Here is a 17,982-nt window from a genome sequence, read left to right as displayed (position 1 = left end):
CGCCCGGACAACCACGCCATCGCGTTGCTCGACCAGCAAAGAGGGCCATTTCAGCCTGTCGCAGTGAGCGGCCCGCAGCCGCCATGACGCTCGTCTTTGTCCCGTTAGCTGGCCGCCGATACGCTGCCTTAGCGACCGTTCACCTTCCGCCAGTCCGCAAAGAGCGCCACATTGCTTTCGTCGGTGGCCGGATAGAGGCCAATGATCGTATGTCCTTGCTTGACGCGCTCGGTAACGAAATCCTCGTAAGCGGTCATCTCGACCGCTTCGTCAGCGATCTCGTCGGCAATCTCGGCCGGAATAACAATGACGCTGTCGTCGTCGCCAACCATGATGTCGCCCGGGAAGACCGCGACATCCCCGCATCCGATCGGCACATTGATGTCGATCGCCTCGTGGAGCGTGAGATTGGTCGGGCTGGAGGGACGATGGTGATAGGCGGGCATCTCAAGACCGCCGATGGTCATGGCGTCGCGGAAGCCGCCGTCGGTGACGACGCCAGCGCCGCCGCGCATCATCAGGCGGGTAATCAAAATGTCGCCGGCGGAGGCGGCGCGCGGATCCTTGCGGCTGTCCATCACCAGAACATGGCCTTCGGGACAGGTTTCGATGGCAAGCCGTTGCGGATGTTTCGGGTTGCGAAAGACGTTCATGGCGTTGCGGTCCTCGCGCGCCGGCATGTAACGCAGCGTAAAGGCCGGCCCGACCATATTGCGGCCCTTCGGCTGCACCGGTCGAACATCCTGCACCGTCTGGTTTCTCAGGCCGCGCTTGAACAACGCCGAACAGAGCGTCGCGACGGAGACACCCATCAGCTTTTCGCGGGTTGCGAGGTTCATAATTCCTTCTCCTCATTCAAATTCAGGCGCCGAAGCCGATTGGGATCAAACATCTTGGTGCCTCAGTTGATGGCCGGTTCAGGCGTCTTGCCACCGAATTCCGTCGTCAGGAAGTCGAAGTCGCAGCCTTTGTCGGCCTGCTCGATATGGCTGGAGAACATGAAACCGTAACCGCGCTCGTAGTGCCGCGTTGGCGCCACCCAGGCGGCCCGCCGCGCTGCGATCTCCTCTTCGGAAACCAGCATATTGAGGCTGCGCGCGGGAATATCGAGTTCGACCATGTCCCCGGTTCTCAGCAGTGCCAGAGGGCCGCCGATGTAAGATTCCGGCGCGACGTGCAGCACGCAGGCGCCGAAACTGGTTCCCGACATGCGGGCGTCCGAGATGCGCACCATGTCGCGCAGGCCGAGTTTCAACAGCGCCTTCGGCATCGGGATCATGCCCCATTCCGGCATGCCCGGGCCGCCCTGCGGACCGGCGTTGCGCAGCACCAGCACGGTGTCCGGCGTCAGCGGATAATCCGGATCGTCGATGATCTTCTTCATCTCGGCATAGTTATCGGCGACCAGCGCCGGGCCGCAATGGCGATGGAATTTTGGATCGCAGGCCGCAGGTTTGATGACCGCGCCATCAGGACACAGGTTTCCCTTGAGCACCGCCAGCGAACCTTCGTGATAGACCGGGTTCGACAATGGCCGGATCACATCGTCATTATAGATCTTCACCTGGTCGAGGCCGTCCGTCAGCGGTTTTCCCGTGACGGTAATCGCGGTTGGATCCAGCTTGTCGCCGAGTTGCTTCATCAGCGCAAGCAAGCCGCCCGCATAAAAGAAATCCTCCATCAGGTAGGTCGAACCGGAAGGCCGGATGTTGGCAAGAACCGGCGTCGTGCGGCCGATGCGATCGAGGTCGTCGAGTTGTAGCGGGATGCCGGCGCGCCGCGCCATGGCGATCAGGTGAATGATCGCATTGGTGGAGCAGCCGGTCGCCATGGCGACCGTGACGGCATTGTCGACCGCCGCCCGCGTGATGATCCGGTCCGGCGTCAGATCCTCCCACACCATATCGACGATCCGCCGCCCGCAGGCCGCCGACATGCGCTGGTGGTTGGCGTCGGCCGCCGGAATCGAGGACGCGCCCGGCAGCGTCAATCCCATAGCCTCGGCGATCGCCGTCATCGTCGACGCCGTGCCCATGGTCATGCAATGGCCGTAGCTGCGGGCAATCCCGCCTTCGATACCCTGCCACTCCTCCTTGGTGATCGTGCCGGCCCGCCGCTCGTCCCAATATTTGAAACCGTCGGTCCCGGAGCCGAGCGTCTTGCCCGCATAATTGCCGCGAAGCATCGGGCCGGCAGGCAGGTAGACGAAGGGAATGCCCATGCTGACGGCGCCCATGACAAGACCCGGCGTGGTCTTGTCGCAGCCCCCCATCAGAACCGCGCCGTCGACAGGATGGCTCCGCAACAGCTCCTCGGTCTCCATCGCCAGCATGTTGCGATAGAGCATGGTGGTCGGCTTGACGAAGTTTTCGGAAAGGGAAAGGGCCGGCAGCTCCATGGGGAACCCGCCCGACTGAAGAATTCCCCGCTTTACCCATTCGGCGCGCTCGCGGAAATGCATGTGGCAGGGCTGAGCATCGGACCAGGTGTTGATGACGGCAATGATCGGCTTTCCCTGCCAATCCTCCGGTGCATACCCCATCTGCATGGTCCGCGACCGATGACCGAAAGAGCGCTGATCATCCGGCAGCATCCAGCGGGCGGACCGTAATTGCTCGTAAGTTTTCCCAGCGGTCACGGCTCTCTCCCAACTTTTTGCTTGCTCATCTCAGCCCCGCAACTGATATTTTAGTTTGACATATATATCAACGAGAACCTTGTATTCTTGTGCCTCAGGCCATGCAAAGCTATGAGTGGCGCGAAAGGAACGCCCCACATGAATTCCCAGTTCGCCTCCACATTCGGCCTGACTGCGCCCGGTTTTCCGGCCGCAGCCGGCAACACGGTCCAGCGGGTTTATGACGACCTCAGGAAGCGGATCATCACCATTCAGCTGCCCCCGGACACCACGCTGTCGCGCACCGAGCTTACCGAGACCTATGAAGTCAGCCAGACCCCCATTCGTGACGCGCTTCAGCTTCTTAGACAGGAAGGCCTTGTTCGCATCTACCCGCAGTCCCGCACTGTGGTGACCAGGATCGATGTCCTGCAAATTTATGAGGCGCATTTTCTTCGCGTCGCGCTGGAATCGGAAGTTTGCCGCCGCCTCGCGACCGATCCGGATCAGGATCCGAGCATCCTCGCCCGAGCCCGCTCGATCATCAAAATGCAGTCGGCGGTCGCCGACGACATCGATCAGATTGCCATGTTCCAGGAACTCGACGAGCTCTTTCACCAGACATTATTCGCAGGCGCCAAACGCAGCAGCCTGCATCAGCTGGTTCGCGAGCGCTCCGGCCATCTCGATCGCGTTCGTCGTCTGCATCTGCCCGAGAAGGGCAAGATCATGAGCATTCTCGATGGTCACCACGCCATCATCGACGCAATTGCCGCCCGCGATGAACAGCGTGCTGTCGGCGCGATCCGTGAACATCTCAGCCAGACCGTCGCAAAAGTCGAAGAGCTCAGGAAGGCGTTCCCCGATTATTTCGTATGAACCGGCCGCGCCGCAGCGAAGGGACCGACTGTTCCGCTTACAGCACTGAAAACGCGTAAAAAATCCGGCGATGATTTCCCTGTCGTTCGGTCGTTTGAGGCTTGCAAAAATCAAGGGAATACACTTTATGTGTGACAATGAATCGCAAAACTACCTCTGCTAGAGAAAATACTACCGTCCATTCCCGGCGGAAGATCGGCGATGTCTCTTCAGCCCGGCGGTTCCGACGGAGCCTGACCTCCTCGCCCCCGAATTAGCCGACCAGATGCAACCCTGACATCTCCGCCGCCTCTCAGACCCGAGAGGCTGCTGGGATATGTCCGGGAATTTCGCACCCCCGTATCTACTTTCGACATAAGGATATCTTCGTGAAGCACATGCGCAAATTCCACCTGATGATGGCAAGCACCGCCTTCCTGACGCTCGCCGGCCCGGCGCTTGCTCTTGATGGCGCAGATATGATGAAGAAGCTCAATGCTGCAACCAGTGCCGGCGGCACGGTCATCACCTTCGAGAAGGCCGATGTCGATGGCGACACGGTAACGGCGACGGGCGTCCAGGTGGGATATGCCAATCTGCCCGGCGATACTTTGAAGATCGGCGAACTTACCTTCGAGGGCGTCGAGGAAACCGAAGGCGGCGGTTACCACGCCAAGACCGTCTCCTTCCCGGATATCGACATGAGCCAGGGGGAAGGCCGTTTTTCCGCCAAGGATATCGAGATCACCGGCCTGACGATTCCCGCCAATGCAGCCGGCGACACTCTGAACGATATTCTCCTGTACGAGACGTTCAGCACCGGGCCGATCGCTGTCAATGTCAAAGGCAAGGACGTCTTTGCCATCGAGGGCATCGACTCGAACCTGGAACGCCAGGAAGGCGGCTTTGCCTATGACGCCAATGTCGCCGGCCTGAAGGGCGACCTGTCGCAGGTCGAGGATGCAAGCGCGAAGGAGGCCATCGAGAAACTCGGGCTGACGACGCTCGACGGCACGGTGACGATGAAGGGCAGCTGGGAAGTCGAAAGCGGCAAGATTGCCGTCGACGAATACGCTTTCGACTTCAAGAATATCGGCCGGCTGAATATCGCCGTCGACTTTTCCGGTTACACGCTGGGCTTCGTCAAATCGCTGCAGGAGGCAATGAAAACCGCCGAGGCCAATCCGAACAAGGAAGAGGCCAACCAGGCCGCCGGCCTGGCAATGCTGGGGCTGGTGCAGCAACTGACGTTCAACAGCGCCTCGATCCGCTTCGACGATGCCTCGATCACCAAGAAAGCGCTCGACTATGCCGGTTCGCAGCAGGGCGTCACGGGCGAGCAACTGACGCAATCCCTGAAAGGCCTTGTGCCGATCATGATGGCGCAGCTCAACCTCCCGGAGCTGCAAAACCAGGTATCGGCAGCCGTCAACACCTACCTCGACGGGCCGAAAAGCCTGACGATCAGCGCCGCGCCGGAAAAGCCGGTCCCATTTCCGATGATCATAGGCGCGGCCATGGGGGCTCCGAACACCATTCCTTCGGTGCTCGGCGTCAAGGTCACAGCGAACGACTAAAGTGCGCTTCATCTTCCAGAGGCGGGTTTCCGACCTGCCTCTGGAATCCCCGGATTTCTCAGCAGTGGCTAAAGCTCGTCACTGCGACGCTTCACGACGTGCTTCAGCGCCATCATATGTCTTCGCCGCTCCAGCAGATAATCGGTATAGCCGACGCAGATGAACAGAAATGTCGGCCCGGCGTAGATGATGATCAGAGCCAATGCGATAACGATGAATGCGGTCGTCATGGTTTTGTTTCCATATTGGTCGTGCCGCAGTTAGAGCGGCGGAAGCGGATAGGCCCTCGTCTCGACATTCGCTGTCCTTCTTTGTTCAAAATTCGCCGGCTCCATATTCGTTCCGTCCCCGATCGATATCCATTCGCGCAGCGCCAGATCGGGCGACAATCACGAAGCGGACAATTCGCTCAACCGCGATCACTCCCGTGGCCTTTCCTCCCGCATTGCCGCCGTTACGCGTTTAAGCAGCGGGCTCGACATCAGATCCTCCAGCAAATCCGATAGTTTCGGTTTCCAGTTCGGATAGCTGTCGCTGGTGCCCGGAATATTGGTCGGTCTTTTCTCGTCGGTGAGATCGGCAAGCCGCACGGCGGCAAGAATCGACGGCGTCCGGGCAATGAAACGGTAGGCGCTGACGGTCAGATCTTTGAGCGTCTCTTCGCTTGCCCGCGCAGCAGGAAGCCGGGACGGCAAGCTGAGACCGGCGGCCTTGAACGCCGCTTTCAGATACCTTCGCTCGCGCTTGCGGTCTTCAAAATGTTCTTCGGTGAGATCGGGCGGCACGATACCGTGCTCGCAGCGATCCTGAATGTCGGCACCGCGCCACCAGCCGGCGAGCGTCTGATGGTCATGCGTCGAAATGCAGGCGAGTGCGAGGACGGGATAGGCATCGGCCGGCTTGAAGCCTTTTTTGTCCTGTTCATAGGAAAGGATCCGATAGGAGAGAATGCCGGCGGCGGCCAGATCCTCCGGCAATCCCTCCGGAATCATTCCGAGCGATTCTCCGATCACGAGGCATCGATGTTCGGCAGACGCCTCAGCCAGGATCTGCAGCAGCCGGTCTTCGGGATAGCGTACATAGGCGCCGCTGTTCGGCCTGTCGCCCAAGGGAACCAGGAAAAGGCGGCGGACCGCCGGGGCGTGGTCGATGCGAATGGCGCCTGCATAGCGCATGGCTGCACTCACCATGCGCCGGTAAGGTGACATGCCGCCTCCGGCAATTTCGGAAGGCAGGTATCCGGCCAGATGCCAGTCCTGCCCCTCGACGGCGAATGGGTCGGGAGGGCTGCCGATCGTGGCCTTGGAGACATAGACGTCAGGCTCGCTCCACGTCGCCGAGCCGTCGACCGCTTCCCCTACGGCAAGATCGAGATAGAGCCCGATGCGCAGGCCGACCTTGCGTGCCCTATCTGCGGCCTGCATCAGTTGGCAGTGTGCGAGCCATTGCAGCCACATATGGAAGAAAACATCATCCGCGTGATGGCGTTCGAAATCGCCGACGGCGGCACTGTCGAAACGCTGGAACTCGGCCGGCCACCGCTGCCAACCGGCGCCCGCCCCGCGCTCGACCATGGAAAACGACAGGCATTCGAAAAGCGCATGCAGCCGCAAGCTGTCGCCGCCTCGCGCGACAAAGGTGTCGAAATCGGCGGAGCTACAGTCCCTATCACCGGCGCGGCGCTGTCGCCAGGCCGGCCAGAGATCATGAAGGACCCCAAGCTTGGCTCGCGCGACGCCGATGTAATCGACGAGATCGGATTGGCGGAGGCGCTCTAATTCGCGTTCGAGTTCGGGACTGCCGGAGAAACCTGGCACCTCGTCGGCCGCGATATAGAGTGGGTTGAGATGCTGGCGGCTTGAGGGTTCATAGGGGCTGCAGCGGTCGGGATCGGCAAGGAACGGCGCGTGAAGCGGGTTGAGTCCGATGAAATCGGCCCCCAACGATCCCGCCAGATCGGCCAGATCAGACAGATCCTTGAAGTCTCCGATTCCCCAGTTGCGGGCCGAACGGAGCTCGTAAAGCTGCAGGCTGACACCCCAGACCCTTGTGCCGGAAAGGAAATCCGGCAGAAACGACACCGGAATCCTCCTGCGCTCCGGTTTGGCTTGCCGCCCCGGCGCGCCACTCTGCGGATCTGCCGTCGCCGTCATGTCGATGTTGAGCGCGGCGAGTATCTTGCGCTTGGTCACTGCGGAGATCGCCACTTCCCTGTTGTCGGGGCTCGGCCTTGTCGGGCTGATGCCGTGAAGCCGGGCAAGCTTGTCGAGCTCGGCGGATTTCATCGTTCGATCCTCTCCTCCCACCGCCGTCACCCGGCGCTGATGCTCCAGATCACCGCCCACGGGCCGAGTCCGCCGCCCCCGCTTCCGCCGAGACGGAATATCGTCTCGGCGTCGTCCTGCTGCGGCTCGAGCAGCGCCGCTGCCGCGTTGCCGAGGTTGGCGCGCAGATGAAGACGTCGGCTTTCCGCAAGGGTCCAATCGACCGCGATCGCATTTCCCGCCGAGCGGTAGACCGCGTTTCCGCCAACGGCACCCTTCAGCAACGGAACGATCCGCCGGTGCCGGAGGTCCAGAAGTGTCCTGTAATAGTCAAGCATGTCGGAGGCGGTGCGTTTCGACCAGTCGAGCTTGGCCGCAGCAAAGGTCGATGGCGCCGTCGGGTCGAGAAGGTCGTCCGCGTCGAAGCCGGGCAGACGCGAAAGCTCCCGGCGCCGGCCTTGCCTGACCTTCTCGTTCAAATTCTCATCGAAATCGCAGAAAAAGGGAAAAGACTCTCTGGCGCCCCATTCCTCTCCCATGAACAGCATCGGGATCTCGGGCGCCAGCAGATAGATTGATATGATGGCTTTGACAGCATCGACCGGGCTCGACGCCAGAACCCGGTCGCCCAGTGCCCTGTTGCCGATTTGATCATGGTTCTGGATGAAGGATACGAAGGCTGTGGGTGGCAGGTGGCCGCTCGGCCTGCCCCGGCTTCCGCCGCGATATGGCATATGTTCGCCCTGGAACACGAAACCTTCCGCCAGCGCCCGCCCGAGCTTACCCATGTCGCCGGCGTAATCGGCATAATAGCCGAAGGTTTCATCCGTGGCGGCGACATGCAGCACATGGTGCACATCGTCGTTCCACTGGGCGGTGAACAGCCTCGCCTCGCCCTTATCGTCACGCTGCAGAAGGTCGGCGTCGTTCTCCTCGTTTTCGACGATCAGATGAACATGCCGGTTGCCGGCCGCAGCCCTGGCGCGGCGGGCAAGCGCCTGAAGAAGATGCTCGTCGCTGTCGTCCTTGATGGCGTGGACGGCATCGAAACGGAAACCGTCCAACCTGAACTCGGTGATCCAGTAGATGGCATTCTCAATGATGAATTCGCGGATCATCTCCGACCCGTCGCCGTCGTAATTGACCCCGTGCCCCCAGGGCGTTTTATGATGGTCGGTAAAGAGCGGCGCATAGGACGGGATATAGTTTCCGTCAGGCCCGAAGTGATTGTAGACGACATCGAGAAACACGGAGATGCCGCGCTCATGCGCCGCGTCCACCAGCGCCATAAAATCCTCCGGCCGGCCGTAGCTGCTGTCGGGCGCATAGGGTAGCACGCCGTCATAACCCCAGCTGTAACGGCCCGGGAATTCACTGAGCGGCATGATCTGCAACGCCGTGATACCCAACGCTTTCAGATGATCGAGGCGCTCGATCGCGGCCCTGAAGCTGCCCTCCGGAGTGAAGCCGCCGATATGCATCTCATAGATGACCATCTCCTCCCAGGGCCGGCCGGTCCAGCCGCCCGCCTTCCAATGATAGGAGGAAAGGTCGACTACTTCGCTCGGGCCGTGCACGTCCTGCGGCTGGAACCGCGAGGCAGGATCTGGAATTTCGAGACCGTCCGGCAGGACGAAGCGATAGCGCGCCCCCGGACGAGCATCCGCGACCGCGCAGCGGTGCCATCCGTCTTCGCCCGCCTGCATCGGGCGCGGGTCGGCGCCTTCGATCTTTAAGGACACGCTTTCATGCAGGGGAGCCCAGAGGCGAAACAGAATACCCTCTTCGGTGAAAACGGGGCCGAACGTCATTCTGGTCAAGGGAAAGCCTTCGATGAAGTGAAGATGGGATTTGAGTAACTTTTGCGGGAGCAAAAAGTTTCATCCGCGGAGCTGCCGCTGCTGGACGTGTATCGGCGGATGCCAAGAAGAGTAATATCCGTCCTATCCGGAGTAGGATTTTATCCTATCAAGTGCTATAAGAATGCAAACGATAGGAGTCCAATCGATGCGTTCGACGCAACAGATGAGCATCACATTGCCCGTAGAAATGGCGAAGCGCGTCAAGCAACGGGTATCCGATGGCGATTACGCCTCTGAGAGCGAAGTTATACGCGAGGGACTGCGGGCTTTGCAGGAACGCGAAAATGCCGTCGAGCACTGGCTGCGAACGGAAGTTGCGGCTACCTATGACGCCCATAAGGCCGATCCCACCAAGGCCAAACCTCTCGGCGAGGTCTGGAAGCGGCTCGAAGCACGAATGGACGAAATCGATCGGGAAGAGGATTGATGAAGCGCTATTATATCCGCTTCACCGATGAAGCGGAGTTAGATTTGGCGCGCATCTATGGTTTCGTCCGTAGGAAATCCGCATCTTCTGCAGTCGCCCGTAATTATGTGGCCCGCATCAAGACCTTTGTGGATGGGTTCGAAACATATCCCGAACGTGGCAGCGTCCGTGATGATGTCCGGCCAGGATTGCGGATTGTCGGTTTTGAGCGCCGGGTAAGCGTTGCGTTCGTCGTCGAGTCCGCCGAGGTTATTATCCTCCGTGTCCTCTATGCCGGGCAGCGGTTTGAAAGCGGCGAAAGTTAGAGTCGTCCGTGAAACACGCCTGCGCCCCAACCGTCAGGCCGCCGCGACCTTGCCCGAAAGCGCCTGATCCATGGCCCTCTGAAGCTGTTCCTGGGTGAACGGCTTGGTCATCCTCAGCATCCGGCCGAGCCCATGGTCTTCGGAAAACTCGGCATAGCCCGAGGCGAGAATAATGGGCAGGCCCGGGAAAGAGGAACGAAGATGACGAGCAAGCTCGGCGCCGGTCATGCCGGGCATGGCGTGATCGGTGATGACGAGATCGCAATTCGGTCCGCCGGCAAGGAATTCCAAAGCCTGGGAGGCCGAAGATGCTTCCCGCGGCAAATGTCCGAGATCCTCCAGCATCGCCACGGTTCCTGTCCGGACAAGCGCATCGTCATCGACAACGAGAATGGCAAGCGGCCGCGATACCGGCATCAAGGGTTCCGTCGCAGGGGGCTCGACGGCGGGCTCCGTCTTGACGAAAGTCTCGGCGACGGGCAGCCACAGGGAGACGGTCGTACCCTTGCCCCTGACGCTCGATATCTGGATCGAGCCGCCGGATTGCGCGGCCAGGCCATGAACCATCGACAGGCCGAGACCCGTGCCTTTGCCGACCCCTTTGGTGGTAAAAAACGGTTCGGCGGCACGCGAGACGGTTGCCTCGTCCATGCCTTCGCCATCGTCCGACACCGATATTCTGATGTAATTGCCGCCGGTCAAACCAGCCGGCCGGGCCTCTTCGGTGTGAGCCGCGGCAACCGTCACCGCCCCTCCGCTTTCCAGCGCGTCGCGCGCATTGACGAAGAGGTTGAGCAGCGCCAGCTCCAGCTGGTTGCTATCCACCAGGAGGGGCGCGAGATCGGCCGGGATGCTTTTGCGGATTTCGATACGCGGACCCACCGCCTTGGCGAGAAGATCCTCGACATTCTCGAACAGTCGGAGGAAATCGATCGCTTGCGGCTTCAATTCCTGGCGGCGGGCGAAGGCAAGCAGGCGCTGGGTCAGCGCCGTGCCGCGTTCGGCCGCCTGGATCGCGTTGGTCACCAGGCGTTCGCTGCGTTCATCGGCCGGAAGCCGTTTTTTCAACAGGCTCAGGCTGCCGAGCACCGCCATGAGGAGGTTGTTGAAGTCATGCGCCACGCCGCCTGTGAGATGGCCGATCGTGTCGAGCTTCTGCGCCTCGAAGAGCTGGGCGAGCGCCTCCTCGCGCTCGCGCGTCCTTTGATCAATCCGGTTCTCGAGCTCCTCGTTGAGCTGACGCAGTTGCGCCGCCGAAGCCTCGAGTTCGGCTGTGCGCTGGCGAACACGAGCCTCCAGATCGGCATTCAGGCGTTCGAGCTCCCGCGTCTTCCTGTAGAGATCGGCAAAGACCCTGACCTTGGCTCTCAGCACCTCCGGAACGATCGGTACGGAGACGTAATCGACGGCGCCGACGGCATAGCCGCGCAGCCGGTCGGGTTCGGCCAGCATCACCGCGGAAACGAAGATGATCGGCGTGTTCTGGTAGCGCGGATGCTGGCGGATCATGCCGACGAGCTCGAAGCCATCCTGCTCGGGCATGCAGACATCGACGAGAATGACCGCGATTTCGGTGCGCAACAGGTGCTCGAAGGCTTCGCGCGCCGATTGCGCCTTGATGAGGTTTTCCTCGAGTTCTTCGAGAATGACCTCATAGCTCAGGAGCTTGGCGGGCTGGTCGTCGACGAGGAGGATGTTGACGGGGTTCATGGCCGGGTCCTCAGCGATGCAGCCACATGCGCAGCGCCGACAGGAGCTGCTCGGTATTGACGGGCTTTGCCAGATAGTCCGACGCGCCGGCTTCCAGGCATTTCTCCCGGTCACCCTTCATCGCCTTGGCCGTCAGCGCCAGGATCGGCAGCCGCCGGAAGCGGGGCTCGGAGCGGATGACCTGCATCGTCTCGTAACCGTCCATTCCGGGCATCATGATGTCCATCAGCACGATCGCGACAGAGGCTTCGTTGTTGATGACGTCGATGGCTTCGCTGCCGGTCGTCGCGGTCAGCACCCGCATGCCCCGCCGCTCCAGCACGCTGCTCAGCGCGAAGATGTTGCGGGCATCGTCGTCGACGAGCAGCACCGTTTCGCCGACGAGATCCTCGTCCGAGCTGTGCAGGTCCTGCAACGTCGCCTGTTTTGCCGCCGGCAGGTCGGCGACGACCCGGTGCAGGAAGAGCGCGGTCTCGTCGAGCAGGCGCTCGGGCGACTCCACCCCCTTGACCACGACGCTGCGGGCCATGCTGTGCAGCGTCGCATCCTCCTCGAGCGAGAGCTCCCGGCCGGTGAAGACGACTACCGGCACTTCGCCGATCGCGTCGTCGTCACGGATCTGCTCCAGCACGTCGAAGCCGGACATATCGGGCAGCGTCAGATCAAGCACGACGCAATCGGCGGAGCCCTGCCGCAGAACGGCGAGCGCCTCCGATCCTGAGCCGACACTGGTGATGTCGATGTCGTCGTGCCCGAGAAGAGCGGTCACGCTCATGCGCTCGGCCTCATTGTCTTCCACCAGCAGCAGTTGCTTGCGGCGCGGCTCGGCATAGGCTTTCAGACGGGACAGGGCCTTGCCGAGGCCCTCCGGCGTCGTCGGTTTGCTCATGAAGGCAAAGGCGCCGCGGGTCAGCCCATGCTGGCGGTCCTCGTCGAGGCTGATGATCTGCACCGGAATATGCCGCGTCTGCGAATTCTGCTTGAGCTGGCTTAGCACCGTCCAGCCGAGCATGTCGGGCAGGAAGATATCAAGCGAGATCGCTGACGGCTTGTATTCCTGCGCGAGAACAAGCGCATCGCTGCCGCGCATCGCGACCAGCACCTTGAAGCCATTGTCGCGAGCCAGATCGACGAGGACGCGGGCGTAATGCGCATCGTCTTCGACGATGAGCAGCACGGAGTCGCCGACCGCTATCCGATGACGATCGTCTGCGACGTGTTCGACGGGTTTCTCGGCGCGGCGGGCAGCCGCTTCGGCAAATTCCACGACATTCGCCGGCGCCGGGGCGGGCTTGGGGCTAACCGCACCGGCACCGACATAGGTCAGCGGCAGGTAAAGCACGAAGGTGCTGCCGACGCCCGGCGTGCTGCGCAATTGGATCTCGCCACCGAGCAGGTTCGCCAACTCGCGGCTGATCGCCAGGCCGAGGCCGGTGCCGCCATATTTGCGGCTTGTGGAAGCATCTGCCTGCTGGAACGCCTCGAAAATGATGCGCTGCTTTTCCGGCGGAATGCCGATGCCGGTGTCGACGACTTCGAAGGCGATCACCGAAGGCGCATGCCGGAGCGACGGATGATCGGGCGACCAGCCACTGGTTGCCAAGGCGACGCGAAGCGTCACGCCGCCCTGCGCGGTGAATTTGAAGGCGTTCGACAGCAGGTTCTTGAGGATCTGCTGCAGGCGCTTCGAATCGGTAATGATGCTCTTGGTGAGATCGCCGCCCACCTCGACCGCGAACGACAGGTTCCGGTTTTCGGCCTCATGCCGGAAAGGCCGGGCCATCATCTCGAGCAGGTTGCTGACGAAGATCTCCTCGGCATCGACCGAGACGGTACCGGATTCGATCTTCGAGAGGTCAAGAATGTCGCTGATGAGGTTCAGCAGATCGGTTCCTGCGCCGTGGATCGTCTTTGCGAACTCGACCTGCTTGCCCGACAGGTTGCCGTCGGGGTTTTCCCCAAGCTGCTGGCCGAGGATGAGGATCGAATTCAGCGGCGTGCGCAGCTCATGCGACATGTTGGCGAGAAATTCGGATTTGTATTTCGATGTCAGCGCCAGTTCGGTCGCCTTTTCCTCCAGCGCGCGCCTTGCCTGTTCGATCTCCTGGTTCTTCGCCTCGACTTCGACGTTGCGTTCCTCCAGCTGCTGCGCCTTCTGGCCGAGCTGTTCATTGGTCTGCTGCAGCTCGCGCTGCTGCGTCTGCAACTCGGCAGCGAGTTGCTGGGATTGCTTGAGCAGCCCTTCGGTCTGCATCGTCGCTTCGATCGAGTTGAGGACGATGCCGATCGAGGTCGTCAGTTGGTCGAGGAAGGAGAGCTGCAGTTCGGTGAATTCGCCGGCCGAGGCAAGCTCGATCACCGCCTTCACCTGCCCCTCGAAATGCACCGGCAGCACGATCGCGCTCCGCGGTAGCGTCGTGAACACGCCGGAGCTGATCGGGACGACGTTGTCGGGAAGATCGGTGACGAGAATGCGGCGGGCGTCGCTGGCGCATTGCCCGACGAGGCCCTGGCCGAAGTCGAGCCGCAGCGGATGCGCTGCCTCGACGCCCTGCGCATAGACCGAAAGCAGCGACAGAAACGCCTGCTCTTCGTCGGCATCCACCTGGTAGATGACACCCTGATGCGCACCGACCAGCGGCGCCAATTCCGAGAGCATCATCTTGCCGACCAGCGTCAGGTCGCGTTGGCCCTGCAGCATGTTGGTGAAGCGCGCCAGATTGGTCTTCAGCCAGTCCTGCTCGGTGTTGCGCTCCGTCGTCAGGCGCAGGTTGTCGATCATCGTGTTGATGTTGTCCTTGAGCTCGGCGACTTCGCCGCGCGCGTCGACCTTGATCGAGCGCGTCAGGTCGCCCTTGGTGACGGCGGTGGCAACCTCGGCGATGGCGCGCACCTGGGTCGTCAGATTGGCGGCCAGCAGGTTGACGTTGCCGGTCAGGTCTTTCCACGTTCCCGCGGTGCCGGGCACGTTCGCCTGACCGCCGAGGCGGCCCTCGACGCCGACTTCGCGCGCAACCGTCGTCACCTGATCGGCGAAGGTCGCAAGCGTGTTGGTCATGTTGTTGATGGTTTCAGCAAGCGCTGCCACTTCGCCCTTGGAGGCGACGGTGAGGTTCTGCTTGAGGTCGCCGTTCGCCACCGCCGTCACCACCTTGACGATGCCGCGCACCTGTTCCGTGAGGTTTGCGGCCATGACATTGACGGTGTCGGTCAGATCCTTCCAGGTGCCGGCAACCCCAGGCACCTGCGCCTGGCCGCCGAGCTTGCCTTCGGTGCCGACTTCGCGCGCCACGCGTGTGACTTCGCCGGCGAAAGCGTTCAACTGGTCCACCATGGTATTGATGGTGTTCTTCAATTCGAGGATTTCGCCCTTCACATCGACGGTGATCTTGCGAGAGAGGTCGCCGCGCGCCACGGCGGTCGTGACTTCGGCGATGTTACGCACCTGGGTCGTGAGGTTGGCGGCGAGCAGGTTGACGTTGTCGGTCAGGTCCTTCCAGGTGCCGGCGACGCCGGGAACGACGGCCTGGCCGCCGAGGCGGCCATCGGTGCCGACCTCGCGGGCGACGCGCGTCACCTCGCCGGCGAAGGAGCGGAGCTGATCGACCATGGTATTCAGCGTGTCCTTCAGCAGCAGGATTTCGCCGCGCACATCGACGGTGATCTTGCGCGACAGGTCGCCATTGGCGATCGCGGTCGCCACCTCGGCGATGTTGCGCACCTGCGCCGTCAGGTTGCCGGCCATCGAGTTGACGCTGTCGGTCAAATCCTTCCAGGTGCCGGCGACACCGGAAACCTGCGCCTGGCCGCCGAGCTTGCCTTCCGTGCCGACTTCGCGGGCGACGCGTGTGACTTCGCCGGCGAAGGCGTTGAGCTGGTCCACCATCGTGTTGATGGTGTTCTTCAGCTCGAGGATTTCCCCCTTCACATCGACGGTGATCTTGCGCGAGAGGTCGCCGCGCGCCACGGCGGTGGTCACTTCGGCGATGTTGCGCACCTGACCTGTCAGGTTCGAAGCCATCGAGTTGACGTTTTCGGTGAGGTCCTTCCAGGTGCCCGCGACACCCGGCACCTGCGCCTGGCCGCCGAGCTTGCCTTCGGTGCCGACCTCGCGCGCCACGCGCGTCACTTCCGAGGCGAAGCGATTCAGCTGATCCACCATGGTGTTCAGCGTTTCCTTGAGTTCGAGGATTTCGCCCGAGACCGATACGGTGATCTTTTTCGATAGGTCGCCATTGGCGATCGCTGTCGAGACTTCGGCGATATTGCGCACCTGCGCCGTCAGGTTGCCGGCCATGGAATTGACGCTGTCGGTCAGGTCCTTCCAGGTGCCGGCGACGCCGAGCACGTTCGCCTGACCGCCGAGCCGCCCTTCCGTGCCGACTTCGCGCGCCACACGCGTCACCTCGCCGGCAAAACCGTTGAGCTGATCGACCATCGTGTTGATGGTTTCCTTGAGTTCCAGGATTTCACCCGACACCGTGACGGTGATCTTCTTGGAAAGGTCGCCCTGGGCGACCGCGGTCGCGACTTCGGCAATGTTGCGCACCTGGCCTGTCAGGTTCGAGGCCATGGAATTGACACTGTCGGTCAGGTCCTTCCAGGTGCCTGCCACACCGCGCACATTGGCCTGGCCGCCGAGCCGGCCCTCCGTGCCGACTTCGCGGGCCACACGCGTCACTTCCGAGGCGAAGGCGTTCAGCTGGTCGACCATCGTGTTGATGGTTTCCTTCAGTTCGAGGATTTCGCCCTTCACGTCGACAGTGATCTTTTTCGACAGATCGCCATTGGCGATCGCGGTGGAGACCTCGGCGATGTTGCGCACCTGCGCCGTCAGGTTGCCGCCCATCGAGTTGACGTTCTCGGTCAGGTCCTTCCAGGTGCCGGCGACGCCGCGCACGTTCGCCTGGCCGCCGAGCCGGCCTTCCGTGCCGACTTCACGCGCCACACGCGTCACTTCCGAGGCGAAGGCATTCAACTGATCGACCATCGTGTTGATGGTTTCCTTCAGTTCCAGGATTTCGCCCGACACCGTCACCGTGATCTTCTTCGACAGGTCGCCATTGGCGATCGCTGTGGAAACCTCGGCGATATTGCGCACCTGCGCCGTCAGGTTCGAGGCCATAGAATTGACGTTGTCGGTCAGATCCTTCCAGGTGCCGGCGACACCTGGCACCTGCGCCTGACCACCGAGACGGCCCTCGGTGCCGACTTCGCGGGCGACGCGCGTCACTTCACCGGCAAAGCCGTTCAGCTGATCGACCATCGTGTTGATGGTTTCCTTGAGTTCCAGGATTTCGCCCGAGACGTCGACGGTGATCTTGCGTGAGAGGTCGCCGCGCGCCACCGCCGTCGTCACCTGGGCGATGTTGCGCACCTGCGCCGTCAGGTTGCCGCACATGGCGTTGACGCTGTCTGTCAGGTCCTTCCAGGTGCCGGCGACACCGGGCACCAGCGCCTGCCCGCCGAGCTTGCCTTCGGTGCCGACTTCGCGGGCAACGCGCGTCACTTCGGAGGCGAAGGAGCGCAGCTGGTCGACCATGGTGTTGATCGCTTCCTTCAACTGCAGGATCTCGCCGCGCACGTCGACGGTGATCTTCTTGGAAAGGTCGCCGTTGGCGACCGCGATCGTCACCTCGGCGATGTTGCGCACCTGCGCCGTCAGGTTCGATGCCATCGAGTTGACGCTTTCAGTGAGGTCCTTCCAGACGCCGGTCACTTCAGGCACCTGCGCCTGCCCGCCGAGCTTTCCGTCGGTGCCGACCTCGCGGGCGACACGCGTCACCTCGGAGGTGAAGACGCTCAGCTGTTTGATCATCGTGTTGACGATATCGGCCGAGCGCAGGAATTCGCCTTTCAGCGCCCGTCCGTCGACGTCGAGCGGCACGGTCTGCAGCAGGTCGCCCTTGGCGACCGCGGTGATTGTGCGGGTGACGGCCGTCGTCGGCCACAGGAGATCGTCGATCAGGCCGTTGATCGAGCCCTCCATCTCGGACCAGGAGCCGTCGGACAGGCCGAAGCGCACCCGCGTGCTCGTCCGCCCGTCCCGACCGACGACCTGCCCGACGTGTTCGAGCTGCTGGGCCATGCGCTGGTTGGCGGCGATGATATCGTTGAGGGCATCTGCGACCTTGCCGGTGACGCCGGTGAGATCCGAACGCATCCGCACAGAAAAGTCGCCGCGCCTGACGGCGACCAGAACCTCCAGAAGCGCGCTGGCATCATCGAACGCCATGCTTTTGTGGTCATGCCCATTGAGGCTTTCGGCCGCAGCGTCGTCGCGCGAAAATTCACTGGTTTGCTTGCTCACGAAATCCCCCTGTTCGACAGAGGGTAATTAGTGCTCCGCTGGAAAAAGGGTA

At 61.9% G+C, this 17,982-nt stretch carries 11 protein-coding genes; 4 read left to right on the top strand and 7 right to left on the bottom strand.

What is annotated here, in order from left to right; all coding sequences use genetic code 11:
* Positions 1–128: 128 nt before the first annotated feature.
* Entirely contained in the window at positions 129–839 is a 711-nt protein-coding gene (locus tag GGD57_RS05870; RefSeq protein ID WP_184467770.1) for a ribonuclease activity regulator RraA, read from the bottom strand.
* Between the two features lie 62 nt (positions 840–901).
* A complete protein-coding gene (araD, locus tag GGD57_RS05865) occupies positions 902–2,638 on the bottom strand; it encodes an L-arabinonate dehydratase (protein WP_184467768.1) in 1,737 nt (578 codons plus the stop codon).
* Between the two features lie 138 nt (positions 2,639–2,776).
* On the opposite strand from araD, the gene GGD57_RS05860 reads away from it, so the two are divergent.
* Together GGD57_RS05860 and GGD57_RS05855 are read left to right on the top strand one after the other, a co-directional pair.
* A complete protein-coding gene (locus GGD57_RS05860; protein WP_184467766.1) occupies positions 2,777–3,496 on the top strand; it encodes a GntR family transcriptional regulator in 720 nt (239 codons plus the stop codon).
* A 368-nt stretch (positions 3,497–3,864) separates the two neighbouring features.
* Positions 3,865–5,052 carry a hypothetical protein gene (locus GGD57_RS05855; RefSeq protein WP_184467764.1) on the top strand — a complete coding sequence of 396 codons (1,188 nt, stop codon included), beginning with the start codon at positions 3,865–3,867 and terminating at the stop codon, positions 5,050–5,052.
* Positions 5,053–5,120: 68 nt separating this feature from the next.
* Here the strand turns inward: GGD57_RS05855 and GGD57_RS05850 are convergent, their stop codons facing one another.
* The 3 genes from GGD57_RS05850 to treZ form a co-directional block, all read right to left on the bottom strand.
* Entirely contained in the window at positions 5,121–5,282 is a 162-nt protein-coding gene (locus GGD57_RS05850) for a hypothetical protein (protein ID WP_184467762.1), read from the bottom strand.
* Positions 5,283–5,471: 189 nt separating this feature from the next.
* A complete protein-coding gene (malQ, locus tag GGD57_RS05845) occupies positions 5,472–7,337 on the bottom strand; it encodes a 4-alpha-glucanotransferase (RefSeq protein ID WP_184467760.1) in 1,866 nt (621 codons plus the stop codon).
* A 26-nt stretch (positions 7,338–7,363) separates the two neighbouring features.
* Entirely contained in the window at positions 7,364–9,136 is a 1,773-nt protein-coding gene (gene treZ / locus GGD57_RS05840; RefSeq protein ID WP_184467758.1) for a malto-oligosyltrehalose trehalohydrolase, read from the bottom strand.
* 187 nt (positions 9,137–9,323) lie between these two features.
* Here treZ and GGD57_RS05835 point away from each other — a divergent pair, with 187 nt between their 5' ends.
* Both GGD57_RS05835 and GGD57_RS05830 read left to right on the top strand, forming a co-directional pair.
* The gene (locus GGD57_RS05835; RefSeq protein ID WP_184467756.1) at positions 9,324–9,605 is read left to right on the top strand and encodes a type II toxin-antitoxin system ParD family antitoxin; all 282 of its coding nucleotides are present in this window, start codon (positions 9,324–9,326) and stop codon (positions 9,603–9,605) included.
* A complete protein-coding gene (locus tag GGD57_RS05830) occupies positions 9,605–9,910 on the top strand; it encodes a type II toxin-antitoxin system RelE/ParE family toxin (protein ID WP_184467754.1) in 306 nt (101 codons plus the stop codon). The genes GGD57_RS05835 and GGD57_RS05830 overlap by 1 nt, the downstream gene beginning before the upstream one ends.
* Positions 9,911–9,943: 33 nt before the next feature.
* Here GGD57_RS05830 and GGD57_RS05825 read toward each other — a convergent pair whose 3' ends face one another.
* The gene (locus GGD57_RS05825; protein WP_184467753.1) at positions 9,944–11,620 is read right to left on the bottom strand and encodes a response regulator; all 1,677 of its coding nucleotides are present in this window, start codon (positions 11,618–11,620) and stop codon (positions 9,944–9,946) included.
* A 10-nt stretch (positions 11,621–11,630) separates the two neighbouring features.
* Positions 11,631–17,930 (bottom strand): HAMP domain-containing protein, encoded by a 6,300-nt coding sequence (locus tag GGD57_RS05820; protein WP_184467751.1) that lies wholly within the window; start codon positions 17,928–17,930, stop codon positions 11,631–11,633.
* Positions 17,931–17,982: the final 52 nt, after the last annotated feature.

Origin of the sequence: Rhizobium esperanzae (assembly GCF_014197615.1) — a bacterium.
In the GTDB taxonomy this organism is placed as follows: Bacteria; Pseudomonadota; Alphaproteobacteria; order Rhizobiales; family Rhizobiaceae; genus Rhizobium; species Rhizobium esperanzae_A.
This window is presented reverse-complemented; position numbering and strand designations above follow the sequence as displayed.